Origin of the sequence: Burkholderia anthinoferrum (genome assembly GCF_002925705.1) — a bacterium.
In the GTDB taxonomy this organism is placed as follows: domain Bacteria; phylum Pseudomonadota; class Gammaproteobacteria; order Burkholderiales; family Burkholderiaceae; genus Burkholderia; species Burkholderia semiarida.
In genome coordinates, this window is record NZ_LFZP01000001.1 from 186,438 (window position 1) to 206,600 (window position 20,163).

Consider the following 20,163-nt stretch of genomic DNA (forward strand, 5'->3'; position numbering starts at 1 on the left):
GATGAGCAAGAGCAAGGATCGCGCGATCGTCGTCAAGCGGGTGGCCCCGGCGAAGAAGGGCCATCACGGCGGCGCATGGAAGCTCGCGTACGCGGACTTCATGACCGCGATGATGGCGTTCTTCCTGCTGATGTGGCTGCTGAGCTCGGTCACGCCGGTGCAGCTGAAGGGGATCGCCGAATACTTCAACATGCCGCTGAAGGCCGCGATCCTCGGCAGCGGCGACCGCAGCTCGCAGGATTCCAGCATCATCAACGGCGGCGGCCGCGACCTGTCGAGCGCGGACGCCGGCACGCTGCGCCGCACCGACGGCACGACGCCGCTTGCCGAGCGCCTCGCGAAGGCGGGCGACGAGCATTCGCGGTCGCAGGCGCAGGGCGCGCAGGACCGGCTCGAGCAGACGCGCCTGCACGACCTGCAGATCAAGCTGATGGCCGCGATCGAGGCCAATCCGACGCTGCGCCAGTTCAAGCAGCAGATCCGCATCGATTCGACGCTGATGGGGCTGCGCATCGAGATCGTCGATTCGCAGAAGCGGCCGATGTTCGCGATGTCGAGCGACCACGTCGAGCCGTACATGCGCGACATCCTGCGCGAGATCGGCAAGACGCTGAACGACGTGCCGAACCGGATCATCGTCCAGGGCCACACCGACGCCGTGCCGTACGCGGGCGGCGAGGGCGGCTACAGCAACTGGGAGCTGTCGGCCGATCGCGCGAACGCATCGCGCCGCGAGCTGATCTCCGGCGGCATGGACGAGGCGAAAGTGCTGCGCGTGCTCGGCCTCGCGTCGACGCAGAACCTGAACAAGGCCGATCCGCTCGATCCGGAAAACCGCCGGATCAGCGTGATCGTGCTGAATCGCAAATCCGAAGAAGCGCTGATGCGCGACGACGCGACGACGACGACGCTGTCCGCCGACGCGGCCGGTTCGAAGCTGCTCGCGCAGCAGCTCGGCGGCCCGACGCCGGCGGCGCGTCCGATCGTGGCGAGCGCCGTGGCCGTGGCGCCGAAACCCTGACGTTTCCGAGACAGACATGATCCGAACCATTCTCGCCATCGACGACTCCGCGACCATGCGTGCGCTGCTGCAGGCGACGCTTGCGCAGGCCGGCTACGACGTGACGGTGGCGCCGGACGGCGAAGCCGGCTTCGACATGGCGGCGACGGCGCCGTACGACCTGGTCCTGACCGACCAGAACATGCCGCGCAAGAGCGGGCTCGAGGTGATCGCCGCGCTGCGCAAGCTGAGCGCGTACGCGGACACGCCGATCCTCATCCTGACGACCGAGGGCAGCGACGCGTTCAAGGACGCGGCACGCGACGCGGGCGCGACCGGCTGGATCGAAAAGCCGATCGACCCGGGCGTGCTGGTCGACCTGGTCGCCACGCTGTCCGAGCCGGCTGCCTCCTGACATGAACGCGACGAATTCAACCGGTGACCGGGCATGACTCTCGACATCACTCAGTTCTACCAGACCTTTTTCGACGAAGCGGACGAGTTGCTCGCGCAGATGGAGCAGCTGCTGCTGAACCTCGACGTCGATTCGCCCGATCCCGAGGATCTGGCGGCGATCTTCCGCGCCGCGCATTCGATCAAGGGCGGCGCGGCGACGTTCGGCTTCTCCGCGCTGACCGATACGACGCACATCCTCGAATCGCTGCTCGACCGCGCGCGCAACCATGAGCTGACGCTGACCAAGGAGATGGTCGACGCGTTCCTGGAAACGAAGGACGTGCTGTCCGACCAGCTCGTCGACTACCGCGCGAGCGCCGAACCGGACGCGGCCGCCGCCGCGGCGATCTGCGCGAAGCTCGAACGGCTGAAGGCCGAAAGCGGCTCGGGCGCGCCCGCGGCAGCCGAGCCGGCGCCGGCCGCGCCTATGCCGGTCGCCGCCGCCGTGGCGCCGGCCGCCGAGCCCGTCGCAAGCGGCGATCGCGCGCCCGACCATGTGGTCGAGCAGGCCGTCGCGGCCGCGCATCCGGCGGCTGACGCCGATGCCGACGGCCCGCACCTGAAGATCACGCTGGTCGGCGTCGACGCGAAGGACCAGGCGCTGCTCACCGAGGAACTCGGCAACCTCGGCCGGATCGTCGGCCGCGAGGAAGCGGGCGCGGACCTGTCGCTGTGGGTCGAATCGGAGGTGCCGTCCGACGACATCGTCGCCGTGTGCTGCTTCGTGATCGACGAAAGCCAGATTCGCGTCGCACGCGGCACGGCGCCGGCCGCCGCCGGCGATGCGAAGGACGCCGCCGCCGTGGCCGCCGCCCCGGCCGCCGCCGCGCCGCCCGCACGCGTCGAGGTGTTCGCGCCGCAGGCCGCCGCGCCGCAACCGGCTGCGCCGGCATCGACGCCGGCCGAGCCGCCCGCCGCCCCGGCCGCCCCGGCCGCGGCAGCCGCCACGCCGCCGCAGCAACACGCTCGAGCGCAACCGCAGCCGGCCGAACACGCGGCGCCGGCCGCCGCCGCGCATCACGACGACAAGCGCGCACGCCCGGCCGCCGCGGCCGCGGGCGGCGCAGAAGGCAGCTCGATCCGCGTCGGCGTCGAGAAGGTCGACCAACTGATCAACCTCGTCGGCGAACTGGTGATCACGCAGGCGATGCTGGCCGAGACGGCCAGCGCGTTCGATCCGGCGCTGCACGACCGCCTGTTCAACGGGATGGCGCAGCTCGAGCGCAATGCGCGCGACCTGCAGGAAGCGGTGATGTCGATCCGCATGATGCCGATGGACTACGTGTTCAGCCGCTTCCCGCGCCTCGTGCGCGATCTCGCCGGCAAGCTCGGCAAGCAGGTCGAGCTCGTGACGTTCGGCCAGGCGACCGAGCTCGACAAGAGCCTGATCGAACGGATCATCGATCCGCTCACGCACCTCGTGCGCAACAGCCTCGACCACGGGATCGAAACGGTCGACAAGCGCGTCGCCGCCGGCAAGGACGCGGTCGGCCAGCTCGTGCTGTCGGCCGCGCATCACGGCGGCAACATCGTGATCGAGGTGAGCGACGACGGCGCGGGCCTGAACCGCGAGCGGATCCTCGCGAAGGCCGCGAAACAGGGCATGCAGATCTCCGAGAACATCAGCGACGACGAAGTCTGGCAACTGATCTTCGCGCCGGGCTTCTCGACGGCCGAGACGGTGACCGACGTGTCGGGCCGCGGCGTCGGGATGGACGTGGTGAAGCGCAACATCCAGTCGATGGGCGGCCATGTCGAAATCTCGTCGCAGGCCGGCCGCGGCACGACCACGCGGATCGTGCTGCCGCTCACGCTCGCGATCCTCGACGGGATGTCGGTGAAGGTGGGCAGCGAGATCTTCATCCTGCCGCTGAACTTCGTGATGGAGTCGCTGCAGCCGTCGAACGACGACATCTACACGGTCGGCAACGGCGAGCGCGTGGTGCGCGTGCGCGGCGAATACCTGCCGCTCGTCGCGCTGCACGAGGTGTTCTCGGTCGACGACGCGCGCACCGACCCGACCCAGGGGATCGTCACGATCATGGAAACCGAGGGGCGCCGCTTCGCGATGCTGATCGACGAGCTGGTCGGCCAGCAGCAGGTGGTCGTGAAGAACCTCGAAACCAATTACCGCAAGGTCCACGGCATCTCGGCGGCGACCATCCTGGGCGACGGCAGCGTCGCGCTGATCGTCGACGTCGCGGCGCTGAACCGCGAAACCCGTGCGACGCACGGCGCCCGTGCGGGCGCCGAACTCGCCGTCTTCTGACTCTCGCCATCAACCGATTGGGGGCAAACGTGTCCGCTGAAGTTCAAATGATCAATCCGGCCGCGGCGAACGCGGCCACGAGCCGCCGCGACGCCGAACACGGCGATGCGACGGGCCAGGAATTCCTCGTCTTCACGCTCGGCGACGAGGAATACGGGATCGACATCCTGAAAGTGCAGGAAATCCGCGGCTACGACAGCGTCACGCGAATCGCGAACGCGCCCGAGTTCATCAAGGGCGTGATCAACCTGCGCGGGATCATCGTGCCGATCGTCGACATGCGGATCAAGTTCCACCTCGGCCGCGTCGAGTACGACCACCAGACCGTCGTGATCATCCTGAACGTGTCGAACCGCGTGGTCGGGATGGTGGTCGACGGCGTGTCGGACGTGCTGACGCTGCAGACCGACCAGATCATGCCGGCGCCGGAATTCGGCGCGACGCTGACGACCGAGTACCTGACCGGCCTCGGCACGGTCGACGGCCGGATGCTGATCCTGATGGACATCGAGAAGCTGATGTCGAGCCGTGAAATGGCGCTGATCGAGACACTCGGCGGGTAAGCGCGCCGCGCGCGCAGCAATTTCGGGAGAATCTGCAATGTTGCATAACTGGTCGATCCGCACGACGCTCACGGCGGTCGGACTCATCCTCGTGTGCCTGGCCGCCGCGGTCGGCGGGCTCGGCCTTTACGCGCTCAATCAGGCGAGCCGTTCGCTCGACGAGATCGCGCACGTCGACCTGCCGGCGATCCACGCGCTCGACGACACGGCCGCGCAACTGCTGCGCTCGCGCGTGGCGCTCGATCGCTTCCGTACGCTGACCGAAGCCGGCAATGCGGCCGACGCGGCGAAGGTGCTCGACCGCGCGCAGGAGCTGTTCGCGAAGTCGAACCAGAACTGGCAGGCGTTCCAGTCGACGCCGAAGCTCGGTGTCGAGCAGGCGCTTCTCGACGAGCTCGCCGCACGCTACACGACGATCGTGAAGGAAGGCGTGGAGCCCGAATTTGCCGCGGCGCGCGCGGGCGACATGGCTGCGTACCACGCGGTGGCGGACACGAAGATCAGCCCGATGTTCGTCGCGTTCGACCAGACGGCGTCGGCCGTGATCGCCGCGCTGCAGAAGCGCGCGCAAGAACGTCAGACCGCGACGCAGTCGCAGATCTCGATGATGATCGCGCTGATCGCGGCCGGCATCGCGATCGCGTTCGTCGTCGTGATCGCGATCCGCTTCGTGCTGCGCGGGCTGATCGTCCAGCCGATCGAGGATGCGATCGCGCACTTCGAGCGCATTGCCGGGGGCGACCTCACGCAGCCGGTGAACGTATCGAGCACGAACGAGATCGGCCGCCTGTTCGGCGGCATCAAGCGGATGCAGGACGCGGTGACGACGATGGTGCAGGCCGTGCATCGCGGCACCGAATCGATCGACGTCGGCGCGCGCGAGATCGCCACCGGCAACATCGACCTGTCGCAGCGCACCGAGGAGCAGGCCGCGTCGCTGCAGGAAACCGCGTCGAGCATGGAGCAGCTGACGGGAACCGTGCGGCAGAACGCGGAGAACGCGCGGCAGGCGAGCCAGCTCGCGGTGAACGCGTCGGACATCGCGACGCAGGGCGGCGAGGTGGTCGGCCAGGTCGTGTCGACGATGCAGGACATCGCGGCGAGCTCCGGCAAGGTCGTCGACATCATCGGCACGATCGAAGGCATCGCGTTCCAGACCAACATCCTCGCGCTGAACGCGGCCGTCGAGGCGGCGCGCGCCGGCGAGCAGGGCCGCGGCTTCGCGGTGGTCGCGGGCGAGGTGCGCTCGCTCGCGCAGCGCAGCGCGAGCGCCGCGAAGGAAATCAAGCAGTTGATCGGCGATTCGGCCGAGAAGGTCGACAGCGGGTCGGCGCTCGTCGCGCGCGCCGGCTCGACGATGGACGAGATCGTGCAGGCCGTGCGCCGCGTGACCGACATCATGGGCGAGATCAGCGCCGCGTCCGACGAGCAGTCGACCGGCATCGAGCAGGTCAACCGCGCGGTCGGCCAGATGGATGCGGTCACGCAGCAGAACGCGGCGCTCGTCGAGCAGGCGGCCGCCGCGGCCGCATCGCTCGAGGAGCAGACGCGCCAGATGAAGGCGATCGTGTCGGGCTGGCGCGTCGCGGGCGGCATCGCGCTCGCGCCAGCGCGCAGCGTCGCGCGGCCGGCCGCGCACGAACCGGCGGCGCTGCCGTCGGCGTCGCGCCACGACGCGCCGGTCGCCGCGCTGCCGGCGCCGCAGGGTGCGGCCCAGCCGGCGGCACGGCGCGGCGCGCCGGCGTCGCGCACGGCTGCGTCGGGCGCCGAGCACGAACCGAAGCGCGCGGCGGACGCCGCGCCGCGCACGCAGAAGGACGCATCGGCTGCCCGTGGTGGCGCCGCCGCGGCGGGCGGCTATGGCCCGCGTCTGGCGAAGACGGCCGCCCCGGCGGACAAGCCGGCCGCGAAGCCCGCGCTCGTGCGCCCGGCGCTGAGCGGCGAGAAGCCCGCGCTGGCGGCCGCCGGCGCGTCCGACGACGACTGGGAGACCTTCTAAGCCATGCAGCACGCGCGCGCGCCGTTTCGACCCGATGCACCGGATGCCTCGCCTCGCGCGGGCGAGCCGGGGCGCGACTTCGCGTTCACCGGCGCGGATTTCGCACGCATTCGCGCGCTGATCCACCAACGCGCGGGCATCTCGCTGTCCGAGCACAAGCGCGACATGGCCTACAGCCGTCTCGCGCGGCGGCTGCGGGCGCGCGGCCTCGACACGTTCCGCGACTACCTCGACCTGCTCGAACAGGAAGACGATCCGCTCGAGTGGGAAGCGTTCACCAATGCGCTGACGACCAACCTGACCGCGTTTTTCCGCGAGGCGCACCATTTCCCGATCCTGTCGGAATTCGTGAAAGGGCGGCCGGCGCCGGTCTCGGTCTGGTGCTCGGCGGCGTCGACCGGCGAGGAGCCGTACTCGATCGCGATCACGCTGATCGAGGCGCTCGGCGAAACGGCCGCGCGCGGCGCGTCGATCCTCGCGACCGATCTCGACACGCAGGTGCTCGCGAAGGCCGAAGCCGGCATCTACACGTACGACCAGGTCAAGCACCTGTCGCCGGAGCGGCTCAAGCGCTTCTTCCTGAAGGGCACGGGCGCGCAGGCCGGCCGCGTGAAGGTGCGCCCCGAGCTGCGCGCGATGATCCGCTTCGAGCAACTGAACCTGACCGATGCGGACTACGGGATCGCGAAGCCGTTCGACGCGATCTTCTGCCGCAACGTGATGATCTATTTCGACAAGCCGACGCAGGGGCAGGTGCTGTCGCGCTTCGAGCCGCTCGTTAAGCCGGGCGGCCTGCTGTTCGCCGGCCATTCGGAGAACTTCACGTACGTGACGCAGGCGTTCCGGCTGCGCGGGCAGACTGTGTACGAACTCACGCGCGACGCCGCGCAGGGTGCGCGCGCGCGCCCTGCGCCGGCGAGCGCGGCGGCCGAGCTGCCGTCGCCCGTGCGCGCACGGGCCGCGAGCGGCGCGCCGGCCCTGGGAGAGCGCGGATGAGCGCACTGCCGATCGCGACCAATCGCTACTTCGACAACCACTTCGAGCGCCCCGGCGTGAAGCTGTTGCCGAACGAGTTCTACACGACGGCCGATGACATGGTGCTGATGACCGTGCTCGGCTCGTGCGTCGCCGCGTGCCTGCACGACCCGTACGCGGGCATCGGCGGGATGAACCACTTCATGCTGCCGGACGACGGCGCCGATCCGGGCGCGGCCGCGTCGGAATCGATGCGCTACGGCGCGTATGCGATGGAAGTGCTGATCAACGAGCTGATCAAGGCCGGCGGGCGCCGCGAGCGCTTCGAGGCGAAGGTGTTCGGCGGCGCGGCCGTGCTGGCCGGGATGACGACGATCAACATCGGCGATCGCAACGCCGATTTCGTGCGCCGCTACCTCGCGCTCGAGCGCATCCGCATCACCGCGGAAGACTTGCAGGGCGTGCATCCTCGCAAGGTCGCGTTCATGCCGCACAGCGGGCGCGCGATGGTGAAGAAGCTGCGGCTGCAGGTGCCGGGCGTGACCGAGCGCGAAGCCGCGCTCGCGCGCGAGGCCGAGCGCGCCCGCCGCGCGCACGTCGAGCTGTTTGCCGCGAAGCGGCCTGCCGCGCCGCAGCCGGCGCGCCCGCGCATCGAGCTGTTCGGCGGGCGCGGCGCCGCGCCGGCCGGCGGCCGCGCGGCCGCAGCCGGCGGCGGACGGGCGGCAAACCTATCAAGAAAGCAGGAGGCATGACCGCAGTGCAGAAGATCAAAGTATTGTGCGTCGACGATTCGGCGTTGATCCGCAGCCTGATGACCGAGATCATCAACAGCCAGCCCGACATGACGGTGTGCGCGACCGCGCCCGATCCGCTCGTCGCGCGCGAGCTCATCAAGCAGCACAACCCCGACGTGCTCACGCTCGACGTCGAAATGCCGCGCATGGACGGGCTCGACTTCCTCGAGAAGCTGATGCGCCTGCGGCCGATGCCGGTCGTGATGGTGTCGTCGCTGACCGAGCGCGGCTCGGAAATCACGCTGCGCGCGCTCGAACTCGGCGCGGTGGATTTCGTCACGAAGCCGCGCGTCGGGATTCGCGACGGGATGCTCGACTACGCGGAAAAGCTTGCCGACAAGATCCGCGCGGCGTCGCGTGCGCGCGTGCGCCAGGCGCCGCAGCCGCAGGCCGCCGCGCGCGCGGCGGACAGCGCCGCGGCCGCGCCGATGATCAACAACCCGCTCGTCAGTACCGAGAAGCTGATCATCATCGGCGCGTCGACGGGCGGCACCGAGGCGATCCGCGAAGTGCTGACGCCGCTGCCGCCGGATGCGCCGGCCGTGCTGATCGCGCAGCACATGCCGCCGGGCTTCACGAAGTCGTTCGCGCAGCGGCTGAACGGGCTGTGCCGGATCGCGGTGAAGGAAGCCGAGCACGGCGAACGCGTGCTGCCCGGCCATGCGTACATCGCGCCGGGGCACGCACACCTGTTGCTCGCGAGAAGCGGCGCGAACTATATTGCGCAACTGTCGGACGAGCCGCCGGTGAACCGGCACCGCCCGTCGGTCGACGTGCTGTTCCGCTCGGCGGCGACGCACGCGGGCAAGAACGCGATCGGCGTGATCCTCACCGGGATGGGCCGCGACGGCGCGGCCGGCCTGCTGGAAATGAAACGCGCGGGCGCTCACACGTTCGCGCAGGACGAAGCGAGCTGCATCGTGTTCGGGATGCCGCGCGAGGCGATCGCGCTCGGCGGCGCGGACGAGGTCGCGCCGCTCGCCGACATGAGCCGCCGCGTGATGGCGCGCCTGGCGACGATGGGCGACCGCGTGCAGCGCGTGTGAATGGAATGTCACGAGGCGCGTGCCACGCTACACGCCTCGACGGAAACGAATCTGGAAAGGAACGACGATGGACAAGAGCATGAAAATCCTGGTGGTGGACGATTTCCCGACGATGCGCCGGATCGTCCGCAACCTGCTCAAGGAACTGGGCTACACGAACGTCGACGAGGCGGAAGACGGCGCGGCCGGCCTCGCGCGGCTGCGCGGCGGCGGCTTCGACTTCGTGATCTCCGACTGGAACATGCCGAACCTCGACGGCCTCGCGATGCTGAAGGAAATCCGCGCGGACGCGACGCTCACGCATCTGCCGGTGCTGATGGTCACGGCCGAGTCGAAGAAGGAGAACATCATCGCGGCCGCCCAGGCCGGCGCGAGCGGCTATGTCGTGAAACCGTTCACGGCCGCGACGCTCGACGAGAAGCTGAACAAGATCATCGACAAGATGGCCAAGACCGGGAGCTGAACGTGAACGAGCCGATCCATGCGGCGCTCGCCGGCGCGGCGGTCAACGCCGACGGCCATGCCGAAGGCGCCGATTACGCGAGCGACCGGATCCTCGCGCGCATCGGCCACGTCACGCGCACGCTGCGCGATTCGATGCGCGAGCTCGGGCTCGACAAGCATGTCGAGCGCGCGGCCGAAGCCGTGCCCGATGCGCGCGACCGCCTGCGCTACGTCGCGACGATGACCGAGCAGGCCGCGGTGCGCGTGCTGAATGCGATCGAGATCGCGAAGCCGATGCAGGAGCGCGTCCAGAACGAGGCCGAGGCGCTTGACGCACGCTGGGCGCAGTGGTACGCGGCGCCGATCGAGCACGCGGAAGTGCGCGAGCTGATGGACGATACGCGCGCGTTCCTGCGCACGCTGCCCGAATCGACGGCGGCGACCCGCGCGCAACTGCTCGAGATCATGCTCGCGCAGGATTTCCAGGATCTGACCGGGCAGGTGATTAAGAAGATCATGGACATGGTCTACCTGATCGAGCAGCAGCTCCTCACCGTGCTCGTCGAGAACATCGCGCCCGAGCGGCGCGAGCAGTTCGCGGCCACCGCCGCCGCGCTCGCGGCCGAACAGATCAGCGCGACCGGCAGCCCCGAGTCGCTGCTGAACGGCCCGCAGATCGCGCCGGAAGGCAAATCCGACGTGGTTCAGGACCAGGGGCAGGTCGACGACTTGCTCGCGAGCCTCGGTTTCTGACCTGCCGCGGCGCAGCCGCGCGCCCCTTCGCCGGACGCCCCACTGCCGGGCGCCCCTTTGCCGGGCGCCCCGTTCCGCAGGGTCGCCGATGCGCGCATTCCCCGTTTCCTGCGTCGTTTCCCCGAGCCCGCCACCGCTGCGCGGCGCGGCGTGATCCTGCGTCGAATTGACAATTGGACACACTCCGCAGGCATACTACGCGTCAGCAGCAACGCAGGGTCATTCGTACGATTCATCGGTGGACAGGCGGCGCGGGCCGATGGCGGCGCCGTCGGCAACGCAGCCAGTCCCTTGGGGGGGAACGTGAAGCTGAAACGCTTGGGCTGGACCGTCGCGCATGCGACGGCTGCAATGGGTGTGCTGTGGGCCGTCCACGCACACGCGGAACTGGGCGGCGCGCCGATGTCGCCGCCGGCGGACGATCAGGCCGCCACCGTGCGCGCGCTGCAGCGCGCGATGCGCTCGGCGGACGGCGTGCAGACGAGCGCGGCCGCCTACACCGTGCGCGAGATCACGCTCGGGTCGGGCACCGTCATCCACGAATACACGTCGGCCGCAGGCAGCGTGTTCGGCCTCGCCTGGCGCGGGCCGACGATGCCGGATCTCGCGTCGCTGCTCGGCAGCTATTTCCCGCAGTACACGGCCGGCGTCCAGGCGGCGCACCGGGCGCGCGGCTGGCGTGCGCCGGTGGCCGTCGAGACGAGCGGCCTCGTGATCCGGACGGGCGGCCACATGGGCGCCTTCTCCGGCCAGGCATGGCTGCCGTCGGCGCTGCCTGCCGGCGTGGCCGGCACCGATATCCAGTGACAGCGGGAGAGCGATCTTGAGCATTCCTCGTACATTCAAGCGCTGGCTCGGCGTGCTGGGCCTCCTGGCCGCGACGGCCGTGCTCGTGACGGCATGCGGCGGCGGCGATGGCGGCGGCGGCAGTGCGGGCAACAACGGCAATACCGGCAACAACGGCTCCGACGGCAACAGCGGCAACACGGCCGTCATCACGGTCGGCGCCGGCGCCGCGAACGTGATCAACATCCCGACCGTCAGCGTGAAGGTCTGCGTGCCGGGCACGTCGAACTGCCAGATCGTCAACAACGTGCTCGTCGATACCGCGTCCTACGGGCTGCGGCTCGTCGGCAGCGCGGTGTCGGGCGTCCTTGGCAGCCTGCCGCATGTGACGAGCGGCGGCGCGCCGGTCGCCGAATGCGGCAAGTTCGTGTCGAGCTACACGTGGGGGTCGGTGCGCACGGTCGACCTGTCGATCGGCTCCGAGCAGGCGGCGTCGCTGCCGGTGCAGATCATCGGCGACCTCGGCACGGCGAACGTGCCGAGCTCGTGCACGAACGGCGGCGCGTCGGCCAACTCGACGGGCGCGCTCGGCGCGAACGGGATCCTCGGCATCGGGCCGGCGCCGTACGACTGCGGCACGACGTGTGCGACGTCGACGTCGACGAGCAACAACTACTACGCGTGCCCGAACGGCGACAACGCGAGCTGCACGGTCGCGCTCGTGCCGCTCGCGCAGCAGGTGGCGAACCCCGTGCATCGTTTCGCGAACAACGACGGCGTGAGCGTGCAGATGCCGACCATCTCGGACAACGGGCAGGCGAGCGCGACCGGCACGCTGACGTTCGGCCTGCCGAACCTGAGCGGCAAGACGGTGATGACGTCGACCACGACCGGCGACGTCAGCGCGACGTTCCAGGGGCGCAACGTGACCGCGTTCTTCGATACGGGCTCGAACGCGTATTTCTTCAACGATTCGGCGCAGACGGTTTGTTCGAGGAATACGGAGTTCTACTGCCCGTCGTCAACGACCACCTATTCGGCGACGCTGAGCGGCCAGAACGGCGCATCGGGCACCGTGTCGATGCCGGTCGCGAACGCGGATTCGCTGTTCTCGAATTCGTCGACGTTCGCGTTCAACGACATCGCGGGGCCGTTCGGCTCGTCCAGCTGGCTCGACATCGGCATGCCGCACTTCTACGGCAAGACGATCTACTTCGGGATGGACAAGACCGCGAGCGGCGGCGCGCAGCCGTTCGTCGCGTTCTGACGCGGCACGGCCGCGGGCAGCAGCAAAAAGGGGGCGAGCGATCGCCCCCTTTTTTATCCGAGAGCCGGCCGCGCGCACTACGGATGGAATCGCCGCCGTCTGCGCGCGCAGCGCCTACGATGTAAGACCGGCACCGGTGCCGGTACGACATCGAGGAGACAGCGCCATGACCCCGCGCATACAACGCATCACGCCGTTCCTGTGGTTCGACCGCGACGCCGAGGCGGCGGCCGATTTCTACGTATCGGTGTTCGACAACGCGCGCATCGTGCACGTCGCGCGCTACGGCAAGGCCGGCGCGCACGCGTCCGGACAGGCCGAGGGCACGGTGATGACGGTCGCGTTCGAACTCGATGGGCAGGCGTTCGTCGCGCTGAACGGCGGCCCCATGTTCCAGATGACGCCGGCCGTGTCGTTCGTCGTCAACTGCCGCGACCAGGACGAGATCGACCATTACTGGGCGCGCCTGTCCGAAGGCGGCGACGCGCGCGCGCAGCAATGCGGGTGGCTGCGCGACCGCTTCGGCGTGTCGTGGCAGGTCGTGCCCGTGCAGATGGCCGAACTGATGACGGGCGACCCGGCCCGCGCCGAGCGCGTGATGGCGCAGGTGATGACGATGAAGAAGCTCGATCTCGGCGCGCTGCAGCGGGCGGCAGCCGGTTAGCGGCGGCCGGCCAGGCCGCTTCGCTCGGTCTGGCCGTTCAGGCTTTTCACGCCCTTCACGCCTTTCACGCCTTTGAGGCCAGTGGCCGCCCGTGCCGTATTGCCGTCGGGCGAGGCGATGCGGCCGGTATCGACAATGGCGAAGGGTGACGCGACCGCCGCGCCTGCGTATTGCCGGCTGCCCGGTTAATCGCATGCCGGATCCTCGAGTCGATTATCGGGGCGGCCGTTTCATTCGGCTGTAATCGAATGCCGGATTATCCGGGCCGTCGTTTCCGTCAGATCTTCACGATTATTAAAATGACGCGGCGTGCAAGCCCCGGCCAAGCCGAAATGCGCCATTGCAGCCATTTCCGTGTCATATGGGCGGGCGATACGCCCCTGTGCGCGTAGTGCGCCGCATGCGAAAAGAGATGGAGCGCACTGAAATTCAACCCTATAATTTCGGCGTTGTTTCCGGGGTGCCAATATAAAACAGGAGGGTAATAAGATGAATTTTTCCGAAGCCATTCGTGCCGTACTGAATAAATACGCCACGTTCGAAGGCCGTGCGCGCCGCGCCGAATACTGGTATTTCGCGCTGCTGAGCTGCGTGCTGTCGATCGTCGGCCAGATCATCGGCGCCGCCGGCCGCGACGGCGGCCTGATCACGCTGCTGCTGCTCGGCGCGATCTCCCTGGTGTCGCTCGCGCTGATCGTTCCGGGCATCGCGGTCAGCGTGCGCCGCCTGCACGATACGGGCCGCTCGGGCTGGTTCCTGCTGCTCGCGCTGATTCCGATCGTCGGCAGCATCCTGCTGCTCGTGTGGATGTGCTCGCGCGGCACCGAAGGCCCGAACCGTTTCGGCGCGGACCCGATTCCGGCCGTCTGACCGACGCTGGCCCCCACGCACGACGCCGTTGGGGGCCGTTTGCCCCGCTTCTCCCGCTTTCCCGCTGTCCTGCTGTCCCGCTGTCCCGCTGTCCCGCTGTCCCGCCCGCCGTTTCACCGTTCCGTTCGCATCGCACCGTCACCGTCCCGCCTGCGGCCGCCATTTCGCCGATGCGCCGCCCGGCCCGCTTTCGCGCCGCGCCGCGCGTCGTTCCGCCCCCGCTCCGGCCGTGTTCGCGGCCGCTCGCCCGATTCCCCGAAATACCCCCCTTTCCCGGCTTTGCTCGACCGATCGGCGTTTGACGCCTCCATGAATAATCGGTGTCACTGAAAAACGGCATTCCGCCGTACCCGACTGGAGGCCCCGTGGCAGACGAGAGCGATCTCGACAAGACCGAAGCCGCCACTCCCAGGCGCCGCGAGAAGGCGCGCGAGGAGGGGCAGGTCGCGCGTTCGCGCGAACTGGCTTCGTTCGCACTGCTCGCGGCGGGGTTCTACGGCGCATGGCTGTTCGCGGGCCCGTCGGGCGCGCATCTGCAGGCGATGCTGCGCGGCGCGTTCACGTTCGATCGCGCGACCGCGTTCGACACCGACCGGATGCTGTCGGCGGCCGGCAGCGCGAGCCTCGAAGGCTTCGCCGCGCTGCTGCCGCTCCTCGCGCTCACCGGCGTCGCCGCGCTGCTCGCGCCGATGGCGCTGGGCGGCTGGCTGATCTCGCAGAAGACGCTCGAACTGAAGTTCGACCGCCTGAACCCGATCGCGGGCCTCGGCCGGATGTTCTCGATCCAGGGGCCGATCCAGCTCGGGATGTCGATCGCGAAGACGCTGGTCGTCGGCGGGATCGGCGGCGTCGCGATCTGGCGCAGCAAGGACGAACTGCTCGGCCTCGCGACCCAGCCGCTCGGCGCCGCGCTGCCCGATGCGCTGCATCTGGTCGCCGTGTGCTGCGGCACGACGGTCGCCGGGATGCTGGTGGTCGCCGGGCTCGACGTGCCTTACCAACTCTGGCAGTACAACAAGAAGTTGCGCATGACGAAGGAAGAAGTGAAGCGCGAGCATCGCGAGAACGAGGGCGACCCGCACGTGAAGGGGCGGATCCGCCAGCAGCAGCGCGCGATCGCCCGCCGCCGGATGATGGCGGCCGTGCCGAAGGCCGACGTCGTCGTCACGAACCCGACGCACTTCGCGGTCGCGCTGCAATACACGGATGGCGAGATGCGCGCGCCGAAGGTCGTCGCGAAGGGCGTGAACCTCGTCGCCGCGCGCATCCGCGAACTCGCGGCCGAACACAACGTGCCGCTGCTCGAAGCGCCGCCGCTCGCGCGTGCGCTGTATCACAACGTCGAACTCGAGCGCGAGATCCCCGGCTCGCTGTACTCGGCGGTCGCCGAAGTGCTCGCGTGGGTCTACCAGCTCAAGCGCTTCCGTTCGGAAGGCGGCGCGTTCCCGGCGGTGCCGGTCGATCTCGACGTGCCGGCCGAACTCGACAAGGGCGCGTCGGTCGCCGCCGACGACGAACGTGAAGAAGCCGAAGACGCGCTCGGCCAGCAAGGGAACGCAGCATGAGCACCCCGACCACCGGCCTGTTCGCCAAACGCACGAACCCGTTCGCGGGCACCAATCTGCGCGCGCTCGCGGGCCCGACCCTCATCTGCATGATCCTGGGGATGATGATCCTGCCGCTGCCGCCGGTGCTGCTGGATCTGCTGTTCACGTTCAACATCGCGCTGTCCGTGATGGTGCTGCTCGTCAGCATGTACACGATGAAGCCGCTCGACTTCGCGGCGTTCCCGAGCGTGCTGCTGTTCTCGACGCTCCTGCGCCTGTCGCTGAACGTCGCGTCGACGCGCGTCGTGCTGCTCGAAGGCCACACCGGGCCGGATGCCGCCGGCCAGGTGATCGAGGCGTTCGGCCACTTCCTCGTCGGCGGCAACTTCGCGGTCGGCATCGTCGTGTTCGTGATCCTGATGATCATCAACTTCATGGTGATCACGAAGGGCGCGGGGCGGATCGCCGAAGTGTCCGCGCGCTTCACGCTCGACGCGATGCCCGGCAAGCAGATGGCGATCGACGCCGACCTGAACGCGGGCCTCATCAACGAGGAACAGGCGCGCAAGCGGCGCCTCGCCGTATCGCAGGAAGCCGAGTTCTACGGGTCGATGGACGGCGCGTCGAAGTTCGTGCGCGGCGACGCGATCGCCGGCCTGATCATCATGGCGATCAACGTGATCGGCGGGCTGATCGTCGGGATGGTCCAGCACGACATGAGCTTCGCCGCGGCCGGCACCAACTACACGCTGCTGACGATCGGCGACGGCCTCGTCGCGCAGATCCCGTCGCTCGTGATCTCGACTGCGGCCGGCGTGATCGTGTCGCGCGTCGCGACCGACGAGGACATCGGCACGCAGATCACCGGCCAGCTGTTCACGAACCCGCGCGTGCTGAACATCACCGGCGCGATCATCGTGCTGATGGGGCTGATCCCCGGGATGCCGCACTTCGCGTTCCTCGCGCTCGGCGCCGGCGCGATCTGGCTCGCGCGCACGCAGACCCGGCGCGCGGCGGCCCGCAAGGCGGCCGGCGACGTCACCGACATCGCGCCGCCCGCCGTGCTGCCGGCCGACAGCCACGAAGCGACCTGGGACGACGTGCAGCTGATCGACCCGCTCGGCCTCGAGGTCGGCTACCGGCTGATTCCGCTCGTCGACAAGAACAGCGACGGCGAGCTGCTCAAGCGCATCAAGAGCATCCGCAAGAAATTCGCGCAGGAAATCGGCTTCCTGCCGCCGGTGATCCATATCCGCGACAACCTCGAATTGCGGCCGAACGCATACCGGATCGCGCTGAAGGGCGTCGAGATCGGCTTCGGCGAAGTGTTCCCGGGCCAGTGGCTCGCGATCAACCCGGGCCAGGTGACGGCCGCGCTGCCGGGCGCCGTCACGCAGGATCCGGCGTTCGGGCTGCCGGCCGTGTGGATCGACGTCGCGATGCGCGAGCAGGCGCAGGTGTACGGCTACACGGTGGTCGATGCGAGCACGGTCGTCGCGACCCACCTGAATCATCTGGTCGTCCAGCATGCGGCCGAGTTGCTCGGCCGCCAGGAAGTGCAGGCGCTCGTCGAGCGCACCGGCAAGGACGCGCCGTCGCTCGTCGAGGACCTCGTGCCGAAGACGATCTCGCTCACCACGCTGCAGAAGGTGCTGCAGAACCTGCTCGAGGAAGGCGTGCCGATCCGCGACATGCGCACGATCCTCGAGGCCGTGTCCGAGCATGCGGGCCGCGGCGACGCGTTCGAGATCACGGCCGCGGTGCGCCTCTCGCTCGGCCGCGCGATCACGCAGCAGTGGTATCCGGGCAACGGCGAAATGCAGGTGATGGGCCTCGACGCGAATCTGGAGCGCGTGCTGTCGCAGGCGCTCGCCACCGGCGCGAACCCGGGCCTCGAGCCCGGCCTCGCGCACAACCTTCTGACGGGCACGCAGCAAGCGTTGCTGCGTCAACAGAATCTCGGGCTGCCGCCGGTGCTGCTGGTGCAGCACGCGCTGCGCGCGATGCTCGCGCGTTTCCTGCGCCGCAGCCTGCCGCAATTGAAAGTGCTGTCGTACGCCGAAGTGCCGGACACACGCACGATCAAAGTCGTTAACGTCATCGGGGGTTCCGCTTGAACATTCGCAAATTCACCGGCGCAACGAGCCGCGACGCACTTCGTCTCGTGCGCGAGGCGCTCGGCGCCGACGCGGTCGTGCTGTCGAACCGCACGCTCGATGACGGCAGCGTCGAAATCGTCGCACTCGCCGATTCGGATCTCGCCGCGGTGGCGCCGCCGGCCGCGCGGCCGCGCTTCGCTTCGCCGCGCCTGCCGGAATCCGTGCCGGCCGCCGCCGTGCCGGGCATCGTGTCGCGCCCGGGCATCGCCCCGCGCCCGGCCGTCAATCCGTATGCGGCGGGCGAAGGCGGGCTGCCGGACGTGTTCTCGTCCGTGTTCGGCGCGAGCGCCGACGCGCAAGAGGCTGACATGCAGCCTTCGTCGAGCGATGCGGACGCGCCGGCCGCCGCGCCGTCGATCGCCGCGCCGGCCGCCGGATCGCCGGCCGCACGATCGCCTGCCGCCGGATCGCCGGCCGCCACTTCCGAACCCGCACCGTGGCTGGTCGAGCACGCGAAGCGCCTGACGCAGCAGCGCGACGCGCTGATCGCCCGTGCGCAGGCGCCGGTCGAGCCGCTGGCAAGCGCGCCGCAGCCCGCGGCCAGCGCGACGCCGCCCGACTGGGCCCGCGACATCGTGCGCGAGGCCGAACGCAGGATGCCGAACGCAGGATCGCCTGCCGCCGGATCGCCGGCCGCAGGATCGCCTGCCGCCACGAAGCGCACACCCGACACGGGCGCCGCGTACGCGGCGAGGGCGGCGGACCGTACGCGCCTGCCCTCCGACGCGGCCGCCGCGGTGGCCGACGCGGTGAAGTCGCGCATCGAGCGGATCGTCAACGACACCGTGATGCACGAGCTCGGCGAGCTGCGCGGGATGATGGAGGAGCAGTTCGACAGCCTGATGTGGCACGACCGCCAGCGTCGCAGCGCCGTTCACGGCGCGCTGACGAAGCACCTGTTCGCGGCCGGTTTCTCCGCGCAGCTCGTGCGGATGCTGGTCGACAACCTGCCGGCCGGCGACGGCGCGCAGACCTTCGAGCAGGCCGCCGAATGGGCGCAGTCGGTGCTCGCGTCGAACCTGCCGGTGCTCGACAGCGAGGACGCGCTGATGGAGCGCGGCGGCGTGTTCGCGCTGATGGGGCCGACGGGCGTCGGCAAGACGACCACCACCGCGAAGCTGGCCGCGCGCTGCGTGATGCGCTTCGGCGCGAGCAAGGTCGCGCTGCTGACCACCGACAGCTACCGGATCGGCGGCCACGAACAACTGCGCATTTTCGGCAAGATCCTCGGCGTGCCGGTGCACGCGGTGAAGGACGCGGGCGATCTCGCGCTCGCGCTGTCCGAGCTGCGCAACAAGCACATCGTGCTGATCGACACGATCGGCATGAGCCAGCGCGACCGCGCGGTGTCCGACCAGATCGCGATGCTGCACGGCGCGAACGCACCGGTGCAGCGCTTGCTGCTGCTGAACGCGACGAGCCACGGCGACACGCTCAACGAAGTCGTGCAGGCGTACCGCAGCGCGGGCGAGCACCCCGACCTGGCCGGCTGCATCCTGACCAAGCTCGACGAGGCGACCCACCTCGGCGGCGTGCTCGACACGGTGATCCGCTACAAGCTGCCGGTCCACTACGTGTCGACCGGCCAGAAGGTGCCGGAGAACCTGTACGTCGCGTCGACCCGATTCCTGCTGAAGAGCGCGTTCTGCGTGCCGCGCGACGGCTCGCCCTTCGTGCCGCAAGACGACGACATGCCGACGCTGCTCTCCGCACTGACCGCGCGTTCCACCGCCGAGCTGCACGAGGTGCGATTTGGATAAACCGATCATCGATCAGGCCGAAGGGCTGCGCCGCCTGCTGGCCGGGCGCGCGTCGCGCATCGTCGCGGTGACGGGCGGGCCGGCGGGCGTCGGCTGCACGTCGACCGTCGTGAATCTCGCGGCGGCGCTCGCGTCGCTCGGCAAGGACGTACTCGTCGTCGACGAGCGCGCCGACGTGCGCTCGGCCAGCGCGACGCTCGCCGGCGCGTGGCTGCGCGACGGCGCGCGCACGCGGGTCGCGGCCGGTTTCAGCCTGTGCGCGGCGGCGCGGCTCGCGCGCGCCGGCTACAGCGACGCGCAACTGAGCGACTTCATCGACGGCCCGGCCGACATCGTCCTCGTCGACGCGCAGCTCGGCGCCGATGGGTCGTTCTCGGCGCTCGCGCGCGAAGCGCACGACGTGCTGGTCGTCACGCGGGTCGCCGCGCAGGCGATCACCGAGGCGTATGCGTGCATGAAGCGGCTGCATTTCGCGCACGCGTTCGCGCAGTTCCGCGTGCTGACCAACCAGGTCGGCAGCCACGCGGACGCGAAGGCGGCGTTCGACAACCTCGCGGGCGTCGCGAACCGCTACCTGACCGTGTCGATCGCCGACGCGGGCTGCGTGAGTGCCGATCCGCTCGTCGAGCACGCCCGCGAATTGATGCATGCGGTGGTCGACGCGTTTCCGTCGTCGTCCGCCGCGCGCGACTACCGGCAGATTGCCGCCGACCTGTTGTACTGGCCGATGCGCCCGCGTTCGGGTGCGGGCCGCGCGGTCCACGCCGGCGGCAAGCCGTCGTACGAGGCGGGCGCGGCACACGCCGCGTGA

Annotated in this window: 18 protein-coding genes; all 18 read left to right on the plus strand. The window is 69.5% G+C overall.

Annotated features, from left to right (window positions below; genetic code table 11):
* The first annotated feature begins 1 nt into the window (after position 1).
* Positions 2–1,021 carry a flagellar motor protein MotB gene (motB, locus tag C5F75_RS00875; RefSeq protein WP_059578090.1) on the plus strand — a complete coding sequence of 340 codons (1,020 nt, stop codon included), beginning with the start codon at positions 2–4 and terminating at the stop codon, positions 1,019–1,021.
* Between the two features lie 16 nt (positions 1,022–1,037).
* Entirely contained in the window at positions 1,038–1,415 is a 378-nt protein-coding gene (locus C5F75_RS00880; protein ID WP_059578092.1) for a response regulator, read from the plus strand.
* A gap of 33 nt (positions 1,416–1,448) precedes the next feature.
* Positions 1,449–3,725, plus strand: coding sequence for a chemotaxis protein CheA (gene cheA / locus C5F75_RS00885; RefSeq protein ID WP_059578095.1), 2,277 nt, complete (start codon positions 1,449–1,451; stop codon positions 3,723–3,725).
* Positions 3,726–3,772: 47 nt separating this feature from the next.
* Positions 3,773–4,288 (plus strand): chemotaxis protein CheW, encoded by a 516-nt coding sequence (gene cheW, locus C5F75_RS00890; RefSeq protein ID WP_059578098.1) that lies wholly within the window; start codon positions 3,773–3,775, stop codon positions 4,286–4,288.
* A gap of 37 nt (positions 4,289–4,325) precedes the next feature.
* On the plus strand, positions 4,326–6,287 hold the full coding sequence (locus tag C5F75_RS00895; protein WP_059578101.1) for a methyl-accepting chemotaxis protein: 1,962 nt from the start codon (positions 4,326–4,328) through the stop codon (positions 6,285–6,287).
* 3 nt (positions 6,288–6,290) lie between these two features.
* Positions 6,291–7,283 carry a CheR family methyltransferase gene (locus tag C5F75_RS00900; protein WP_059578103.1) on the plus strand — a complete coding sequence of 331 codons (993 nt, stop codon included), beginning with the start codon at positions 6,291–6,293 and terminating at the stop codon, positions 7,281–7,283.
* Entirely contained in the window at positions 7,280–8,014 is a 735-nt protein-coding gene (cheD, locus tag C5F75_RS00905) for a chemoreceptor glutamine deamidase CheD (RefSeq protein WP_059578105.1), read from the plus strand. Before C5F75_RS00900 ends, cheD begins: the two co-directional genes overlap by 4 nt.
* Positions 8,011–9,102 (plus strand): protein-glutamate methylesterase/protein-glutamine glutaminase, encoded by a 1,092-nt coding sequence (locus tag C5F75_RS00910; RefSeq protein ID WP_059578107.1) that lies wholly within the window; start codon positions 8,011–8,013, stop codon positions 9,100–9,102. Before cheD ends, C5F75_RS00910 begins: the two co-directional genes overlap by 4 nt.
* A 67-nt stretch (positions 9,103–9,169) precedes the next feature.
* Positions 9,170–9,565 carry a chemotaxis response regulator CheY gene (gene cheY, locus C5F75_RS00915; protein ID WP_026045350.1) on the plus strand — a complete coding sequence of 132 codons (396 nt, stop codon included), beginning with the start codon at positions 9,170–9,172 and terminating at the stop codon, positions 9,563–9,565.
* A 2-nt stretch (positions 9,566–9,567) separates the two neighbouring features.
* Entirely contained in the window at positions 9,568–10,299 is a 732-nt protein-coding gene (gene cheZ / locus C5F75_RS00920) for a protein phosphatase CheZ (protein ID WP_059578110.1), read from the plus strand.
* Positions 10,300–10,602: 303 nt separating this feature from the next.
* Positions 10,603–11,106, plus strand: a complete 504-nt coding sequence (locus tag C5F75_RS00925; protein WP_059578113.1) for a DUF2844 domain-containing protein — start codon at positions 10,603–10,605, stop codon at positions 11,104–11,106.
* 16 nt (positions 11,107–11,122) lie between these two features.
* Positions 11,123–12,352 carry a DUF3443 family protein gene (locus C5F75_RS00930; protein WP_059578115.1) on the plus strand — a complete coding sequence of 410 codons (1,230 nt, stop codon included), beginning with the start codon at positions 11,123–11,125 and terminating at the stop codon, positions 12,350–12,352.
* Between the two features lie 166 nt (positions 12,353–12,518).
* Positions 12,519–13,016: a VOC family protein gene (locus C5F75_RS00935; protein WP_059578119.1), complete on the plus strand. Its 498-nt coding sequence runs from the start codon at positions 12,519–12,521 to the stop codon at positions 13,014–13,016.
* A gap of 489 nt (positions 13,017–13,505) precedes the next feature.
* Complete coding sequence (locus C5F75_RS00940) at positions 13,506–13,886, plus strand: DUF805 domain-containing protein (RefSeq protein ID WP_059578122.1); 381 nt, start codon at positions 13,506–13,508, stop codon at positions 13,884–13,886.
* A 365-nt stretch (positions 13,887–14,251) separates the two neighbouring features.
* Positions 14,252–15,451: a flagellar biosynthesis protein FlhB gene (flhB, locus tag C5F75_RS00945; protein WP_059578125.1), complete on the plus strand. Its 1,200-nt coding sequence runs from the start codon at positions 14,252–14,254 to the stop codon at positions 15,449–15,451.
* Positions 15,448–17,550: a flagellar biosynthesis protein FlhA gene (gene flhA, locus C5F75_RS00950; protein ID WP_060008809.1), complete on the plus strand. Its 2,103-nt coding sequence runs from the start codon at positions 15,448–15,450 to the stop codon at positions 17,548–17,550. The genes flhB and flhA overlap by 4 nt, the downstream gene beginning before the upstream one ends.
* Positions 17,547–19,352 carry a flagellar biosynthesis protein FlhF gene (gene flhF, locus C5F75_RS00955; protein ID WP_060008805.1) on the plus strand — a complete coding sequence of 602 codons (1,806 nt, stop codon included), beginning with the start codon at positions 17,547–17,549 and terminating at the stop codon, positions 19,350–19,352. The genes flhA and flhF overlap by 4 nt, the downstream gene beginning before the upstream one ends.
* The gene (locus C5F75_RS00960; protein ID WP_059578133.1) at positions 19,345–20,163 is read left to right on the plus strand and encodes a nucleotide-binding protein; all 819 of its coding nucleotides are present in this window, start codon (positions 19,345–19,347) and stop codon (positions 20,161–20,163) included. Before flhF ends, C5F75_RS00960 begins: the two co-directional genes overlap by 8 nt.